At 67.5% G+C, this 15958-nt stretch carries 13 protein-coding genes; 8 read left to right on the forward strand and 5 right to left on the reverse strand.

Annotated features, from left to right (window positions below; translation table 11 throughout):
- Positions 1–33: 33 nt before the first annotated feature.
- From sdhA to K206_RS0102250, 4 genes are all read right to left on the reverse strand, one after another.
- The gene (gene sdhA, locus K206_RS0102235) at positions 34–1812 is read right to left on the reverse strand and encodes a succinate dehydrogenase flavoprotein subunit (RefSeq protein WP_029043134.1); all 1779 of its coding nucleotides are present in this window, start codon (positions 1810–1812) and stop codon (positions 34–36) included.
- Between the two features lie 3 nt (positions 1813–1815).
- Positions 1816–2181, reverse strand: a complete 366-nt coding sequence (gene sdhD, locus K206_RS0102240) for a succinate dehydrogenase, hydrophobic membrane anchor protein (protein WP_020200776.1) — start codon at positions 2179–2181, stop codon at positions 1816–1818.
- 11 nt (positions 2182–2192) lie between these two features.
- Positions 2193–2603, reverse strand: a complete 411-nt coding sequence (gene sdhC / locus K206_RS0102245; RefSeq protein ID WP_029043135.1) for a succinate dehydrogenase, cytochrome b556 subunit — start codon at positions 2601–2603, stop codon at positions 2193–2195.
- A gap of 262 nt (positions 2604–2865) precedes the next feature.
- On the reverse strand, positions 2866–3687 hold the full coding sequence (locus K206_RS0102250) for a GntR family transcriptional regulator (protein ID WP_029043136.1): 822 nt from the start codon (positions 3685–3687) through the stop codon (positions 2866–2868).
- A 340-nt stretch (positions 3688–4027) separates the two neighbouring features.
- Here K206_RS0102250 and K206_RS0102255 point away from each other — a divergent pair, with 340 nt between their 5' ends.
- The 7 genes from K206_RS0102255 to K206_RS0102285 all read left to right on the forward strand — a co-directional run bounded on the left by K206_RS0102255 (position 4028) and on the right by K206_RS0102285 (position 13286).
- Positions 4028–5011 (forward strand): malate dehydrogenase, encoded by a 984-nt coding sequence (locus tag K206_RS0102255; RefSeq protein ID WP_029043137.1) that lies wholly within the window; start codon positions 4028–4030, stop codon positions 5009–5011.
- Positions 5012–5145: 134 nt separating this feature from the next.
- Complete coding sequence (locus tag K206_RS0102260) at positions 5146–6126, forward strand: CoA ester lyase (RefSeq protein ID WP_029043138.1); 981 nt, start codon at positions 5146–5148, stop codon at positions 6124–6126.
- Positions 6127–6428: 302 nt separating this feature from the next.
- Positions 6429–6983: a hypothetical protein gene (locus K206_RS0102265; RefSeq protein WP_020200781.1), complete on the forward strand. Its 555-nt coding sequence runs from the start codon at positions 6429–6431 to the stop codon at positions 6981–6983.
- Between the two features lie 113 nt (positions 6984–7096).
- Positions 7097–8548 (forward strand): bifunctional 2-methylcitrate dehydratase/aconitate hydratase, encoded by a 1452-nt coding sequence (locus K206_RS0102270; RefSeq protein WP_020200782.1) that lies wholly within the window; start codon positions 7097–7099, stop codon positions 8546–8548.
- Between the two features lie 266 nt (positions 8549–8814).
- Complete coding sequence (gene acnA / locus K206_RS0102275; protein WP_020200783.1) at positions 8815–11520, forward strand: aconitate hydratase AcnA; 2706 nt, start codon at positions 8815–8817, stop codon at positions 11518–11520.
- Positions 11521–11765: 245 nt separating this feature from the next.
- On the forward strand, positions 11766–11915 hold the full coding sequence (locus K206_RS43555; protein WP_020200784.1) for a hypothetical protein: 150 nt from the start codon (positions 11766–11768) through the stop codon (positions 11913–11915).
- 168 nt (positions 11916–12083) lie between these two features.
- Positions 12084–13286 carry a DUF2863 family protein gene (locus K206_RS0102285; RefSeq protein ID WP_029043139.1) on the forward strand — a complete coding sequence of 401 codons (1203 nt, stop codon included), beginning with the start codon at positions 12084–12086 and terminating at the stop codon, positions 13284–13286.
- Between the two features lie 69 nt (positions 13287–13355).
- Here K206_RS0102285 and K206_RS0102290 read toward each other — a convergent pair whose 3' ends face one another.
- On the reverse strand, positions 13356–14027 hold the full coding sequence (locus K206_RS0102290) for a methyltransferase domain-containing protein (protein ID WP_020200786.1): 672 nt from the start codon (positions 14025–14027) through the stop codon (positions 13356–13358).
- A gap of 259 nt (positions 14028–14286) precedes the next feature.
- Here K206_RS0102290 and K206_RS0102295 point away from each other — a divergent pair, with 259 nt between their 5' ends.
- Positions 14287–15924: an ABC transporter substrate-binding protein gene (locus K206_RS0102295; protein WP_020200787.1), complete on the forward strand. Its 1638-nt coding sequence runs from the start codon at positions 14287–14289 to the stop codon at positions 15922–15924.
- Positions 15925–15958: the final 34 nt, after the last annotated feature.

Here is a 15958-nt window from a genome sequence, read left to right on the forward strand (position 1 = left end):
CTGTGGGTCCTGTTTAGCTCTTCGACGCGGTGCTCAGAAGGTCCGGGCCTTGGGCGGAACGCTTTCCACCGTCAGCGGCTCCATCTTCACCGGCTTGTAGTCGAGGCGATTGCCTTCGCTGTAGAACAGCGTGTGCTTGAGCCAGTTCTGATCGTCGCGATTGGGGAAGTCGCTGTGGGCGTGCGCGCCGCGCGATTCCTTGCGGGCTGCCGCCGAGATCATGGTCGCCTTGGCCACTTCCACCAGGTTGGACACTTCCAGGGCTTCCACCAGCGCGGTGTTGAAGACCTTGGACTTGTCCTTGAGGTGGATGTTGGCGGCGCGCTCGGTCACTTCCAGGATGCGCTCGACGCCTTCGTCCATCAGCTTCTGCGTGCGGAACACGCCGGCATGCGACTGCATGTTCTTGCGGATGTCGTTGGCCACGTCCTGGGTGTACTCGCCCGACGACGACGACTGCAGCTTGGCCAGGCGCGACAGCGCGCGGTCGGCGGCGTCGGCCGGCAGCGGCTTGTGCTCCTTCTGCTTGATCGCGGTCGCGGCGATGTGGTTGCCGGCCGAGCGGCCGAACACCACCAGGTCCAGCAGCGAGTTGGTGCCCAGGCGGTTGGCGCCGTGCACCGACACGCACGAGCATTCGCCGATCGCGTAGAAGCCGTTGATGACCTCGTTGGGGTTGCCGTTCTTCGGCGCCACCACCTGGCCGTGGAGGTTCGTCGGGATGCCGCCCATCTGGTAGTGGATGGTCGGGACCACGGGAATCGGTTCCTTGATCGCGTCGACGTTGGCGAACTTCAGGCCGATTTCGCGGATCGACGGCAGGCGCTTCATGATGGTGTCCGCACCGACGTGGGTGAGGTCCAGCAGCACGTAGTCGCCGTTCGGGCCGCAGCCGCGGCCTTCCTTGATTTCCTGGTCCATCGAGCGCGAGACGAAGTCGCGCGGCGCCAGGTCCTTCAGCGTCGGCGCGTAGCGCTCCATGAAGCGCTCGCCGTCCTTGTTGCGCAGGATGCCGCCTTCGCCGCGCACGCCTTCGGTGATCAGCACGCCCGCGCCGGCCACGCCGGTCGGGTGGAACTGCCAGAACTCCATGTCTTCCAGCGGCACGCCCGCGCGCGCCGCCATGCCCAGGCCGTCGCCGGTGTTGATGAAGGCATTGGTGGAAGCGGCGTAGATGCGGCCCGCGCCGCCGGTGGCGAACAGCGTGGTCTTGGCTTCGAGGATGTAGACTTCGCCGGTTTCCATTTCCAGCGCGGTCACGCCCAGCACGTCGCCGTCCTCGTCGCGGATCAGGTCCAGCGCCATCCATTCGACGAAGAAGTGGGTCTTGGCGCGCACGTTGCGCTGGTACAGCGTGTGCAGCAGCGCGTGGCCGGTGCGGTCGGCCGCGGCGCAGGCGCGCTGGACCGGCTTCTCGCCGTAGTTCGAGGTGTGGCCGCCGAACGGGCGCTGGTAGATGGTGCCGTCGGCGTTGCGGTCGAACGGCATGCCGAAGTGTTCGAGCTCGTAGACCACCTTGGGCGCTTCACGGCACATGAATTCGATCGCGTCCTGGTCGCCCAGCCAATCGGAACCCTTGATGGTGTCGTAGAAGTGATAGTGCCAGTTGTCCTCGCTCATGTTGCCGAGCGAGGCGCCGATGCCGCCCTGCGCCGCGACGGTGTGCGAGCGCGTGGGGAACACCTTGGACAGCACGGCCACGTTCAGGCCGGCTTCCGCGAGCTGGAGGGATGCGCGCATCCCGGCGCCGCCCGCCCCGACGATGACCACGTCGAAACGTCGACGCGGCAATCCAGTCTTGACTGCGACCATTTATTACACCCTCCAGAGAATCTGAGCAGCGTAGCTCGCACAACCGACGAGCCACAGAATCGTAAGAACTTGCAGCACGAGGCGCACGGCCATCGGCTTCACATAGTCCATCCAGATGTCGCGCACGCCGATCCAGGCATGGAACAGCAGCGACAGGATGGTGAGGAACGTGATGACCTTCATCCACTGATTGGAGAAGAGACCCGCCCACGCTTCGTAGGAAGCGCCGTTCGAGAGCAGGAAGGAAATCGCCAGCACGACGGTGAAGACCACCATGATGACCGCGGTGACGCGCTGCAGGAGCCAGTCTTTCAGACCGTAGTGCGCACCGACGACAAGACGCTTGGGACCGATATTATTATTTGCCACCTTGACTCTCCTCAAAACAGGCCGAACAGCTTCAGGCCGAAAATCGCGGTGAGCAACAGGCTGACGACCAGCACGGCGACGGCGGACTTGGCCGAGGCGGGCTTGGTCACGCCGACGTGCACGTCGAGCAGCAGGAAACGGATGCCGGCGCAGAAATGGTGCAGGTAGCCCCAGATCAGGACCAGCAGAACCAGCTTGACGAAGCCGCCGGACAGAAGCGCCGAGAACTTTGCGAAGCTCAGTTCCGAGGTGACGCTTTGCTCGAACAGATAGAGCACGAAAGGAAGGAGGAGGAACATCAGGGCACCGCTCGCGCGATGCAGGATGGACACCTTGCCGGCCCAGGGCAACCTGTAACGCGCTAGCTGCGTGACATGGATGTTCCGGAACTCCGGCCTGGCTTGTTTGACGGCTTCAGCCATGCGAGACCCCATTTTGCGGTAAACAAAAAACGAAACTACTCAATGCCCTGCATGCAAATGAATGCAGTTGGAGCAAATCCACATAATTTTAGCGCCTTTGTTGCGCGGCGCACCAATAATTTTCAGCTATCGCGCACCAACATGGCGTGCCCGACAATCGCACGCGGCTACGCCACGGCGTAATATTTCCCTGCTTCGGCGCAACGGCGGGCAGCCATCATCGCGACGACAGCAATAATCATCCGGGATAACCACTCGGCAGCTAGCTCAAATCGTTCTGATAATAGTGCCGGGTAGTGACATACAAACCGCGCCGGACTTCGACGGGGCGATCGCCATAGGTGAAGGAGACACGCTCGACGGACAGCAGCGGCGTGCCGGCCTCCACGGACAGCAGGGCGGCGGTGGCGGCATCGGCGGCCACCGCGCGGATCTTTTCCGAGGCCCGGATCATGCGGGTGCCGAACTCGGCCTCGAACAATGCGTACATCGGGCCCTTCCACTCGGTCAGCTTCTCCGCGGTCAGGCCTTTGAAATTGGTGCCCAGCAGCCAGATCTCGTCCAGCACGGTGGGCTCGCCGGAGAAGAACAGCACGCGGCGGATCTGCACCACGCTGTCGCCGGTGCGGATGTCGAGCAGGCGGGCGATCTCGGCCGGGGCGCGCAGGCGCTTGCACTCCAGCACCTGGCTCGCGCCATAGTGCGGCTCGCCCTCATCGGGCACGAGACGCAGGAAACGGAACTTGACGCCATCCTCGTGATGGGTCGTGACGAAGGTGCCCTTGCCCTGGCGGCGCGCCACCAGGTTCTCGGCGGCGAGCTCGTCGATGGCCTTGCGCACGGTGCCCTGGCTGACCTTGTAGCGGGCCGCCAGGTCCATCTCGCTGGGGATCATCTCGCCCGGCTTCCATTCGCCGGACTGCAGGCTCTGGGTGATGAGCGCCTTGATCTGCTGGTAAAGGGGGCTGAACGTGGGCGAAACCGCCGCGACGGGCGATTGCGCTCCGGCGCCGGACGTAGCGGCGCCGTTATCCTGCGCTGCGGCAACGGCAGTACCAACGAGGGGCGTGGGCAGGGATGACATAGCCGAATTTCACCACAAAACGGCGGAGGGCGTCCAGCGCGGCATCAAATGTCTTATGTCTTATATAAGACATATGAATTGACATTGCAGATATGGGCGCCTACACTCCCGCTGGTTTCGACGCCGGCACCGCTCTGGATACGGCACCCCTCTTCGCAGTAGACTTACGCCTTGTCGCACCCCATGACCCGTTGTGGCTCACTCCAGTCGGCATCGCTCCCAGCGCGCCGGCGGACTGCCGCCTGCCGCCGTGGCGACGAACCCGCACCCGGTGACGTCCGGACCACCGTCCGGCGCGACACTGTCCAGTTTCCCCCTCTTTTCGTTTGGAGATGTACTCATGGCTAAAGCCCCAATGCGCGTCGCAGTGACCGGCGCCGCTGGCCAGATCGGCTATTCCCTGCTGTTCCGTATCGCCAACGGCGACATGCTGGGCAAAGACCAGCCGGTCATCCTCCAACTGCTCGACCTCCCGCAAGCCCAGGCCGCCGTCAAGGGCGTCGTGATGGAACTGGAAGACTGCGCGTTCCCGCTGCTGGCAGGCGTGGTGATCACCGATGATCCCAAGGTCGCCTTCAAGGACGCCAACGTGGCCCTGCTGGTCGGCGCCCGCCCGCGCAGCAAGGGCATGGAGCGCAAGGACCTGCTCGAAGCCAACGCCCAGATCTTCACGGTGCAGGGCAAGGCGCTGAACGAAGTCGCCAGCCGCGACATCAAGGTGCTGGTGGTCGGCAACCCGGCCAACACCAACGCCTACATCGCCATGAAATCGGCACCGAGCCTGCCGCGCGAAAGCTTCACCGCCATGCTGCGCCTCGATCACAACCGCGCGCTGTCGCAGATCGCCGCCAAGATCGGCAAGCCGGTCTCGTCGATCGAGAAGCTGTTCGTGTGGGGCAACCACAGCCCGACCATGTACGCCGACTACCGCTACGCCACCGTCGATGGCCAGAGCGTCAAGGACCTGATCAACGACCACGCCTGGAACAACGACGTGTTCCTGCCGACCGTCGGCAAGCGCGGCGCCGCCATCATCGAGGCGCGCGGCCTGTCGTCGGCCGCCTCGGCCGCCAACGCCGCCATCGACCACGTGCGCGACTGGGTGCTGGGCACCAACGGCAAGATCGTCACGATGGGCATCCCGTCGAACGGCGAGTACGGCATCCCGGCCGACACCATGTTCGGCTACCCGGTGACCACCGCCAACGGCAAGTACGAGATCGTCAAGGGTCTGGAGATCGACGCCTACAGCCAGGAAAAGATCAACATCACCCTGAAGGAACTGGAAGAAGAAAAGGCCGGCGTGCAGCACCTGCTCGGCTGATCCGCTTCAGATCCAGTCCCAGGCAGCGCCGATGACCAGGCCGGAGCCCCGCAACGATTCACGGATCGGCGCGGGCTCCGGCTTTTTTCATGCCCGCGCCGCCCGGCCCTCCCACCTCGAAAAGAATCCATAACGTGCACCCCTCCGAGGTCTTGTTCCAGGGCGAAGCCATTGCGGCCCAACTGCCGGTGTGCGACCACTACGCCGGCAATGAGAAGCTGATGCTGAAATCGCTGGCCCTGCAGCAAGAGCTTGGGCCGGTCTTCGACATCACCCTCGACTGCGAGGACGGCGCCGCCGTCGGCCTCGAGCGCGAGCACGCCGAACTGTGCGCGCGCCTCGTCAACGGCCCGCAGAACCGCTTCAACCGAGTCGGCGTGCGCATCCACGACCCGGCCCACCCGGCCTGGCGCGCCGACGTCGACATGCTGGTCGGCAGCGCCGGCGCGCGCCTGGCCTACGTGGTCGTGCCCAAGGTGGCCGACGTGGTCGAGGTCGCGCGCGTGACCGACCACGTCAACCAGGTGGCGCGCGCCGCCGGCATTGCCCGCCACATCCCGATTCATGTGCTGATCGAGACACACGCGGCGCTCGAGCAGGTCTTCGACATCGCCCGCCTGGTGCAGGTCGAATGCCTGAGCTTCGGCCTGATGGATTTCGTCTCGGCCCACCACGGCGCGATCCCGGGCGAGGCCATGCGCTCGCCGCAGCAGTTCGAGCACCCGCTGATCCGGCGCGCCATGCTGGAGATCTCCGCCGCCTGCCACCGCTACGGCAAGGTGCCCTCGCACAACGTCAGCACCGACATCGCCCAGCCCGAGCGCGCCGGCGAGGACGCCCTGCGCGCGCGCGCCGAATTCGGCTACCTGCGCAAGTGGAGCATCCACCCGAGCCAGATCGGGCCGATCGTGGCGGCCTTCCGCCCGAGCGGCGCGGAGATCGGCACGGCCAGCGAGATCCTGCTGGCCGCCTACGAAAACAACTGGGCGCCGATCCGGCACCAGGGCCAGCTCCACGACCGCGCCAGCTACCGCTATTACTGGTCGCTGCTGCAGCGCGCCCACGCCACCGGCGCGCGTCTGCCGGGCACGGTGCTGGACTGCTTCTTTCCATGACCGCGGCGGCCCGCCCGCCAGACCGCCGACCGCCCCGCCAACAGACAGGAGACGCGATGCCAGAGCAGCAGCCCGCCCCGCGGCCAACCCCGAAGCCCAAGAAATCCGTCGCCCTGTCGGGCGTGGCCGCCGGCAACGCCGCGCTGTGCACGGCAAGGCGCGTGCGGCGGCGGAATTGTGTAACCAATGGAAGGTGTGCTTCGCCCGGACTTTCAAATCGTAGAGAATAGCGGCGGATATGTGGCTGCCGGCCCCTGGCCCCCGTCACCCGCCTTTGACCCAACCATGAAGGAACCCACAGAATGAAGCATCTCGTCCTCGCCGCCTGCATCGGCGCCTTTTCGCTGACCTCCGCCGGCGTTGCGATGGCCCAGGAACCGGCCAAGAAGGCCGCTCCCGCCAAGAAGGCGCCCGCCCACAAGGCCGCCCCCAAGAAGAAGGCAACCGTCGCTGCCAAGGAAGTCCCGGCCGTGCCAGCCGGCGAGAAATGGCAGTGCGAACTGGGCCACTCCCTCTACATCAGCGGCAACATGCTGCGCGACGAAGTCATCGCCGTGAACTGGGAGGGCAAGGAATACCGCCTGCCGCGCCAGTCCACCGTGACCGGCGCCGACCGCTATTTCGACGCCCGCTCCGGCATGGACCTGGTGGTGATCCCGAGCAAGGCCATGCTGTTCAACAAGAACGCCGGCCAGCGCCTGGCCGACGAATGCCAGACCGCCGACATGCTGGCCGGCGGCTCCGCCCCGACCCAGGCCGGCGCACTGCGCGCGCCGGTGGCCACGCCGCTGCTGGTGGCGCCGCCGTCCGCGCCGGCCACCGCCGAGGCCGGCCAGCCCGCCACCGCGCAGAAGTGACGCCGCGCGACGCCGCCGCGCGGGCGTCGCACCGACATCGCGGAGCATCAGTCATCGGCAGTATCGGAAAGGCATAAAAAGGCACCAGGCAGCACAAATTCCCGAGGGGACCCATGTCTGCACCTATTGCGAACGTCCGGCCGGAGCCCGATCAGGTACTGGCCGACATCGTCGACTACGTGACCGGCTACCAGATCAAGAGCGCGCTGGCCTTCGACACGGCCCGCAACTGCCTGATCGACACCCTCGGCTGCGGCCTGGAAGCCTTGTCCTATCCCGCCTGCACCAAGCTGCTGGGTCCCATCGTGCCGGGCACGGTGGTGCCCAACGGCGCCCGGGTGCCGGGCACCCAGTTCCAGCTCGACCCGGTGCAGGCCGCCTTCAGCATCGGCGCCATGATCCGCTGGCTCGACTTCAACGACACCTGGCTGGCCGCCGAATGGGGCCACCCGTCGGACAACCTCGGCGGCATCCTCGCCACGGCCGACTGGCTGTCGCGCAACCACGTGGCCGCCGGCCGCAAGCCGCTGGCCATGAAGCAGGTGCTCGCGGCCATGATCAAGGCCCACGAGATCCAGGGCTGCATCGCGCTGGAAAACTCGTTCAACAAGGTCGGCCTGGACCACGTGGTGCTGGTCAAGGTGGCCTCCGCCGCCGTGGTCGCGCACATGCTGGGCCTGGCGCGCGAGGAGATCATCAACGCGGTCTCGCTGGCGTGGGTCGACGGCCAGTCGCTGCGCACCTACCGCCACGCCCCCAACACCGGCAGCCGCAAGAGCTGGGCCGCCGGCGACGCCACCAGCCGCGCCGTGCGCCTGGCCCTGATGGCCCGCACCGGCGAGATGGGCTACCCCTCGGTGCTCACCGCCCGGGGCTGGGGCTTCTACGACGTGCTGTTCAAGGGCCAGCCGTTGCGCTTCCAGCGCCCCTACGGCACCTACGTGATGGAGAACGTGCTGTTCAAGATCGCCTACCCGGCGGAATTCCACGCGCAGACCGCGGTGGAGGCGGCCATGACCCTGCACGGCCGGCTCGCCGCCGCCGGCAGGACGGCCGCCGACATCCGGCGCATCACCATCCGCACCCACGAAGCCTGCATCCGCATCATCGACAAGACCGGCCCGCTGGCCAACCCGGCCGACCGCGACCACTGCATCCAGTACATGGTCGCCGTGCCGCTGCTGTTCGGCCGCCTGACCGCCGGCGACTACGAGGACCGCATCGCCGCCGACCCGCGCATCGACGCGCTGCGCGCCAAGATCGCCTGCGTGGAAGACCCCGCCTTCACCGCCGACTACCACGACCCCGACAAGCGCGCGATCGCCAACGGGCTGACCGTGGAGCTGAACGACGGCACGGTGCTGCCCGAGGTGCTGGCGACCTACCCGCTCGGCCACCGGCGCCGCCGCGCAGAGGGCATCCCGCTGCTGGTGGAGAAGTTCAGGACCAACCTCGCGCGCCGCTTCCCGGAGCGCCAGCAGCAGACCATCCTGGCGGTATCGCTGGACCAGGCGCGCCTGGAGGCGATGCCGGTCCACGAGTACGTGGATCTGTACGTCATCTGAGCACCGCGGGCGCGCGCCGGGCGCCGGCTTGCCCTACAATCGACGCGGTGCAAACGTTGGCCTGGCCTCGTCTGCGCAAGACAGCATGCGGTGGCCGGCAATAGAATCGGCAGCACGGCCGGCGGCACGATCGGGGAAACAGGGAAGCAGAGAAGCAAGAAAAAAAGCAGCAGGCATCAGCATGGCGCCCCCGCCGGCGGCCGCAGCACGAATGACGGATTTACGAATCAAGCCAGTCCGCACCATCTTTCGAATGGAGTAAGGCAATGCCCCACAATCTCAATAAGACTCTGAAAGAATTCAAGATCAGCCCGGGCCTCAAGGGCCAGTACTATTCCCTGCCGCAGCTGGGCAAGGCGCTCGGCGTGGCCATCGAACGCCTGCCGGTATCGATCCGCGTGGTGCTCGAATCGGTGCTGCGCAACTGCGACGGCAAGAAAGTCACCGAGGAACACGTCAGGCAGCTCGCCAGCTGGAAGCCGGTGGCCGAGCGCGTGGACGAGATCCCGTTCGTGGTGGCGCGCGTGGTGCTGCAGGACTTCACCGGCGTGCCGCTGCTGGCCGACCTGGCCGCCATGCGCAACGTGGCCGAGAAGATGGGCAAGAACCCCAAGAAGATCGAGCCGCTGGTGCCGGTGGACCTGGTGGTCGACCACTCGGTGCAGATCGACCACTTCCGCGAGAAGAAGGCGCTCGACCTCAACATGCAGCTGGAATTCCAGCGCAACAACGAGCGCTACCAGTTCATGAAGTGGGGCATGCAGGCGTTCGACACCTTCGGCGTGGTGCAGCCGGGCTTCGGCATCGTGCACCAGGTCAACCTCGAATACCTGGCGCGCGGCGTGCACAAGAAGGACGGCGTGTACTACCCGGACACCCTGGTCGGCACCGACAGCCACACCACCATGATCAACGGCATCGGCGTGGTCGGCTGGGGCGTGGGCGGCATCGAGGCGGAAGCCGGCATGCTGGGCCAGCCGGTCTATTTCCTGACGCCGGACGTGGTCGGCGTGGAGCTCAAGGGCCGCCTGCGCGAAGGCGTCACGGCCACCGACCTGGTGCTCACCATCACCGAGATGCTGCGCCGCGAAAAGGTGGTCGGCAAGTTCGTCGAGTTCTTCGGCGAGGGCACCGCCAGCCTGGCGCTGCCGGACCGCGCCACCATCGGCAACATGGCGCCCGAGTACGGCGCCACGATGGGTTTCTTCCCGGTCGACGAGAAGACCATCGACTACTTCAAGGGCACCGGCCGCACGGCCGAGGAGATCGCCGCGTTCGAGGGCTATTTCCGCGCCCAGGAGATGTTCGGCGTGCCCAAGGCCGGCGACATCGACTACACCAAGGTGCTCACGCTCGACCTCGGCAGCGTGACCCCCTCGCTGGCCGGCCCGAAGCGCCCGCAGGACCGCATCGAGATCGGCAGCGTCAAGGCCACCTTCGCCTCGCTGTTCGCCAAGCCGGTGGCCGAGAACGGCTTCAACAAGGACATCGCCGAGCTGGACAAGACCTACACCACGAGCAACGGCGTCGACGTGAAGAACGGCGACGTGCTGATCGCCGCCATCACCTCCTGCACCAACACCTCCAACCCGAGCGTGCTGCTGGCCGCGGGCCTGCTGGCCAAGAAGGCGGTGGAAGCCGGCCTCAAGGTGGCGCCGCACATCAAGACCTCGCTCGCCCCCGGCAGCCGCGTGGTGACGGAATACCTGCAGGCCACCGGCCTGCTGCCGTACCTGGAAAAGCTGGGCTTCGGCGTGACCGCCTACGGCTGCACCACCTGCATCGGCAACGCCGGCGACCTCACGCCCGAACTGAACGAGGCCATCACCAAGAACGACCTCGTGGCCGCCGCGGTGCTGTCCGGCAACCGCAACTTCGAGGCGCGCATCCACCCGAACATCCGCGCCAACTTCCTGGCCTCGCCGCCGCTGGTGGTGGCCTACGCCATCGCCGGCAACGTCACGCGCGACCTGATGACCGAGCCGGTCGGCACGGGCAAGGGCGGCCGCGAGATCTACCTGGGCGACATCTGGCCGAGCTCGGAGGAAATCCACGCCCTGCTCAAGTTCGCCATGAACGCCGACGTGTTCCGCACCAACTACGAGCAGGTCAAGAAGCCGAGCAAGCTGTGGGCCAAGGTCAAGGGCACCAAGGGCCAGGTCTACGACTGGCCCGCGTCCACCTACATCGCCGAGCCGCCCTTCTTCCAGGACTTCGGCATGGAGCCGGCCGCGACCCAGGCGAGCGTGCGCGGCGCGCGCGCGCTCGGCGTATTCGGCGACTCCGTGACCACCGACCACATCTCGCCGGCCGGCTCGATCAAGGAATCCTCGCCCGCGGGCAAGTACCTGCAGGCCAACGGCGTGCTCAAGGCGGACTTCAACAGCTACGGCTCGCGCCGCGGCAACCATGAAGTCATGATGCGCGGCACCTTCGCCAACGTGCGCATCAAGAACCTGATGCTGCCGGTCAAGCCCGACGGCTCGCGCGTGGAAGGCGGCGTCACGCTGCACCAGCCTTCCGGCGAGGAAATGTCGATCTACGACGCCGCCATGCAGTACATCGCCGAAGGCACGCCCACCGTGGTGTTCGGCGGCGAGGAATACGGCACCGGCTCGTCGCGCGACTGGGCGGCCAAGGGCACGCAGCTGCTCGGCGTCAAGGCCGTGATCACGCGCAGCTTCGAGCGCATCCACCGCTCCAACCTGGTCGGCATGGGCGTGCTGCCGCTGCAGTTCAAGGGCAACGACAGCGTGCAGACGCTCGGCATCATCGGCAACGAGACCTTCGACATCGAAGGCATCGAGGGCGAACTGAAGCCGCAGCAGGACGTCACGCTGGTGATCAAGCGCGTCAACGGCGACGTGCAGCGCGTGCCGGTGCTGCTGCGCATCGACACCCCGATCGAGGTCGACTACTACAACCACGGCGGCATCCTGCCGTTCGTGCTGCGCCAGCTGCTGGCCGCCTGAGCGGACGGCCCCCTCGCGGGGCTTGCCGGCAGGGTCCGAAGCCGCTGGCCGCGCCTCCTCCGGGAGGTACGCGGCCAGCGGCTTTTTCGTTCCCGAAAGCGCCGCAGGCGCCGCCTGGCGGATGGCGGCCCGGCCGCCGGCCTGTGTAAGTTCCACGCAAGCCTGCGCTGCGACACTGCCATCAACAACAAGAAAGCACCGCGCGCGCGGCGGCTTCCGACACGCATCCCATCCCGGAGACAAACATGGCAAAGATCTTCATCGCATTCGTCGTCATCGCCGGCGCGGCGCTCTACCTGCTCACCAAGGGCGGCGGCGACATTTCCATCGGCGGCGAGCAGCACAGCGTGGAAAGCCACGCGCCCGAAACCCCGCAGCCGCCCGCGCAGAAATAGGCGGCATCGGGACCGGCATCCCGGCGCATATCGGGCCGGATGCCCGGCCGGCGCGCGGGCGGCACTGCCCCGCCCGCGCCCGGCGGCGCCCATGCGGCGGCGCACGCCATGTTTTGTCAACGTAGCGAGTAGAATACCGTTTTACCGAAAAACGGATGATCTCGACTTATGGCAGGTTTTCGCCCCAAGGCTTCCCAACGTCTTTCGCCTGACGCCGAGCGTCTGGTGGCCGATGCGCTCGCGCTCGATGCCTCGGGCAGCCGCATGGAGGACGGGTACTGGGAGCGGCGGCTCTCGCAACGCCTGGGCCGGCTGCTGAAGAACGGCAGCCAGTCCGCGCTCGACGCGGCGCTCGAACACCTGTTCAAGCACAACGCCGACGCCTCCGACGTGCTGGCCGAGCAAGCCGAGACCCTGGCCGAATCCGCCACCGTCGACATCGACGGTGTCAGCTACGACGCCCTGCTGATCGCCGCGCCCATCCTCGCCCACACGCGCTACGCCATTCCCTCGGGCGCGCTCAAGCCCGAGCTGGCGCAGACGCTGTCGGTGCACCTGCAGGCGCACGTGCTGGCCGCGGGCACGCGCATGGCGCTCTCGCCCTACCTGTACAGCATCGACCAGCTCCCGCGCACGCACAGCGACACCTTCGCGCTGACCTACAAGCTGGTGTCGGCGGCGATGTCCGGCGCCACGCCCAAGGTCGACCTGCGCGACCTGCCGGAAACCGCGCCGATCCTGGCCGACCCGCGCTACCTGCTGGCGGTGGTGGTGGCGCCGCACGAGCAGGCCCTGTTCCGCTGGCAGGAAGACGCCAAGGACCACCACGCCGAGCGCTCGATGTGCCTCGAGCAATGGCGCACCCAGGTGCAGCCGTCGATCGCGCTGCTGCTGCCGGGCTGCGAGTTCGAGCTGCTGCTGCCGGACGCCTTCTTCCTGTCCTGCCGCGAATCGGACAAGAGCATCCGCCCGCTTACCGTGCGCGCGGCGGTCAACTACCTGTGCGGCACGCTCGACGTGCCCGCCGGCCAGATGGCCGCGGTGGTGGCCGCCTTCGGCGAGGAAGAGGTCGAGGAATACCGCGTCGGCTTCACCATGCGCGGCGAGAAGGACGTGATCTACGGCATCGTCTGGCCGGTCTACGGCCGCGAGTCCGGCGAGATCGACGCCACCGACAAGGACAACCCGCTCGAGCAGATCTGCGAGGAGCTGCGCAATGCCGGCGTGGAAGACATCTTCCGCCACGCCGCGCTGTTCGACCCCGAGTATTGCGAAGACTGCGGCACGCCGCTCTACGCCGACCGCTCGGGCGAGATCGTGCACGCCGAACTGCCCGAGGACGCGCCGACGCAGCAGCCGCTGTTCCACTGAGCGCGCCCCTTCCCCGCTCGTTCGCCGACGGCCCGCCTTGCGCGGGCCGTTTTCGTTGACGGGGGCCGGTCAGGCCGGCGGCGGGCTCACGCAGCGCCACAGCGCGTGGCCCGAGGCCGCGTACTTGCGCTCGAACGGCGTGATGGCCTCGGCCGGCCGCCACGGCTCGACCGCCGCCGGCCGCCCCACCAGCGCCAGCGCCTGGGCGAACTCGTCGATGTAGACCTGCCAGTTGCTGCGGCACTCCAGGTAGCCGCCGCAGGCGGCTAGCGCCGGGAACACCGCGTGGCCCTGCCAGCGCCGCCCGAGGTGGCCGATCTTGGGCCACGGATTGGGATAGAGCACGTAATGGCGCGCCACCGGCACATGTTCGGCCTGCAGCAGGCGCCAGACGTCGACGAGGTCGGCCCGCGCCCAGGTGAAGTTGGCCGGCAGCGGCCCGTCCCACCAGTCCTTGCCGCCGGCCAGCCGCTTCTCGGACTGGTCCACGCCGATCACGAAGTGGTCCGGAAACGCCGTGGCCAGCCGCAGCGTGCTCTCGCCCACGCCGCAGCCGGCGTCGAGGATCAGCGGCGCGGCCCCGGCGCGCTGCCATTGCTGCAGCGCAAGATCGAGCGCGCGCCGGCTCGGCTCGCCGATCGGCTTGCGGAACGGCTCGGCGAGGTGGCGGGCCACGCGCGCGGCGAGATGGTCGTGGACATCGGCCTGGGCCGAGGTGATGGTGCGGGAATTGGCGAACATGGGCGCGATTCTACCGGCTGGCCGCCGCGCCGGTGGACAGGCGCGGCGCCGGCGGCGAGCATGAGGACATGCCGCGGCTATCGCACGCCGATGTCGTTTTGGCGGCACAATGCGGGCAGCCGGGTCGGCCGCACGCCCGCTGGCCGCTCGCCGCCTCGCCGCGGGCGGCGCCGCGTGCCGGCCACCCCCTTCTGAGAACCCGCCGCCGCCCGCCCGTGCCCACGCGCGGAGCGCGCGGCCCGTGCTAGGAGCGCATCCCATGACCGCCAACCACCGCCTCCCCCAACCCGCCCGCCGCCCGGCGGCCCCGACGCCGCGCCGCGCGCTGCTGCAAGCCGCCACGGCGCTGGTGCTCGGCGCCGCCGCGCTGCTGATGCTGCCCGCCGGCGCGGCCCGGGCCGAGGACCTGCGCATCGGCCTGTCCGCCGACGTGACCTCGATGGACCCGCAGTGGAACAACTCGGGCCCCAACAACGCCATCGCGCTGCATATCTTCGAGTCGCTGGTGTTCATGGACAAGAACGCCCGCTACATTCCCGGGCTGGCGCTGTCGTGGAAGCCGGTCAACGCCATCACCTGGGAGATCAAGCTGCGCCCCAACGTGAAATGGCACGACGGCACGCCGTTTACCAGCGAGGACGTCAAGGCCTCGCTCGAGCGCCCCGAGAAACTGGTCAACAGCCCCGGCTCGTTTACCAGCTACACCAAGCCGATCGCGCGCATCGACACGCCCGACCCGCTCACCGTGCGCCTGACCATGAGCGTGCCCAACTACGCCAACCTCGCCAACGACCTCAACAGCGTGCCGATCATGCCGAAGAAGGTGGCGGCCACGCTGAGCCAGGCCGACTTCGACTCCGGCAAGGCCATGATCGGCACCGGGCCGTTCAAGTTCGTGCGCTTCGCGCGCGGCCAGGAAATCGTGATGGCGAAGAACCCCGACTACTGGGGGCCCAAGCCGGAATGGGACCGCGCCATCTTCCGCATCCTCACCGACAACGGTGCGCGCAGCGCGGCGCTGCTGGCCGGCGACGTGGACGTGATCGAAAGCGTGCCCTCGGCCGACGTCGCCAGGCTCAGGCAGAACCCCAAGTTCCGCATCGAGCAGCAGGTCTCGTGGCGCACCATCTTCTGGCAGATGGACCAGTCGCGCGACAACCCGCCGTTCGTCACCGACAAGGCCGGCAAGCCGCTCGGCAAGAACCCGTTCAAGGACGCGCGCGTGCGCGCCGCGATCAGCCACGCCCTGAACCGCGACGCCATCGTCAGCCGCATCATGGAAGGGCTGGCGGTGCCGGCCTCGTCGATCGTCTCGCCGCAGATCTTCGGCCATCCGGGCACCAAGCCCGACGCCTACGATCCCGAAGGCGCCAAAAAGCTGCTGGCCGCGGCCGGCTACCCGGACGGCTTCGGCCTCACGCTGCACGCCACCAACAACCGCTACCTGAACGACGCCGCCGTGGCGCAGGCCACCGCCAGCATGCTCACGCGCATCGGCATCCAGACCAAGGTGGAAACGCTGCCCGTGGCGGCCTACTTCACGCGCGCGCGCCAGGGCGACTTCGCCTTCGAGATGCTGGGCTGGGGCTCGGCCGCGGCCGACGTGGCGCTGCGCTCGATCACCGGCACGCCCAACGCCAAGACCGGCTACGGCACCTGGAACTGGGGCAAGTACGGCAACGCGCAGCTCGACCAGCTGATCGAGAAGTCGCTCACCACCGTGAGCAGCGACAAGGCGCGCGAGGAAAACGCCCGCGCCGCGGCCCGGTTCGCGCTGGCCGACCATGCCATCATCCCGTCGCACAGCCAGCTGGCGATGTGGGCGATGCGCAAGGACCTGAAGTACGAGGCGCGCACCGACGAGTGGTCGCTGGCGCAGTTCTTCCACAAGCAGTAGGCCGCAGGCGGGCGATGCCCGCCGGAGCGGCCGG

This window comes from Cupriavidus sp. WS (assembly GCF_000395345.1).
Taxonomy (GTDB): domain Bacteria; phylum Pseudomonadota; class Gammaproteobacteria; order Burkholderiales; family Burkholderiaceae; genus Cupriavidus; species Cupriavidus basilensis_B.

Bases quoted from the DNA above. Each gene is read 5' to 3' on its own strand.
- sdhA (WP_029043134.1), bottom strand. From the start codon at position 1,812: ATGGTCGCAGTCAAGACTGGATTGCCGCGTCGACGTTTCGACGTGGTC.
- K206_RS0102290 (WP_020200786.1), bottom strand. From the start codon at position 14,027: ATGTTCGCCAATTCCCGCACCATCACCTCGGCCCAGGCCGATGTCCAC.
- K206_RS0102270 (WP_020200782.1), top strand. From the start codon at position 7,097: ATGTCTGCACCTATTGCGAACGTCCGGCCGGAGCCCGATCAGGTACTG.
- K206_RS0102295 (WP_020200787.1), top strand. From the start codon at position 14,287: ATGACCGCCAACCACCGCCTCCCCCAACCCGCCCGCCGCCCGGCGGCC.
- K206_RS0102255 (WP_029043137.1), top strand. From the start codon at position 4,028: ATGGCTAAAGCCCCAATGCGCGTCGCAGTGACCGGCGCCGCTGGCCAG.
- sdhC (WP_029043135.1), bottom strand. From the start codon at position 2,603: ATGGCTGAAGCCGTCAAACAAGCCAGGCCGGAGTTCCGGAACATCCAT.
- K206_RS0102285 (WP_029043139.1), top strand. From the start codon at position 12,084: ATGGCAGGTTTTCGCCCCAAGGCTTCCCAACGTCTTTCGCCTGACGCC.
- acnA (WP_020200783.1), top strand. From the start codon at position 8,815: ATGCCCCACAATCTCAATAAGACTCTGAAAGAATTCAAGATCAGCCCG.
- K206_RS0102265 (WP_020200781.1), top strand. From the start codon at position 6,429: ATGAAGCATCTCGTCCTCGCCGCCTGCATCGGCGCCTTTTCGCTGACC.
- K206_RS43555 (WP_020200784.1), top strand. From the start codon at position 11,766: ATGGCAAAGATCTTCATCGCATTCGTCGTCATCGCCGGCGCGGCGCTC.
- K206_RS0102250 (WP_029043136.1), bottom strand. From the start codon at position 3,687: ATGTCATCCCTGCCCACGCCCCTCGTTGGTACTGCCGTTGCCGCAGCG.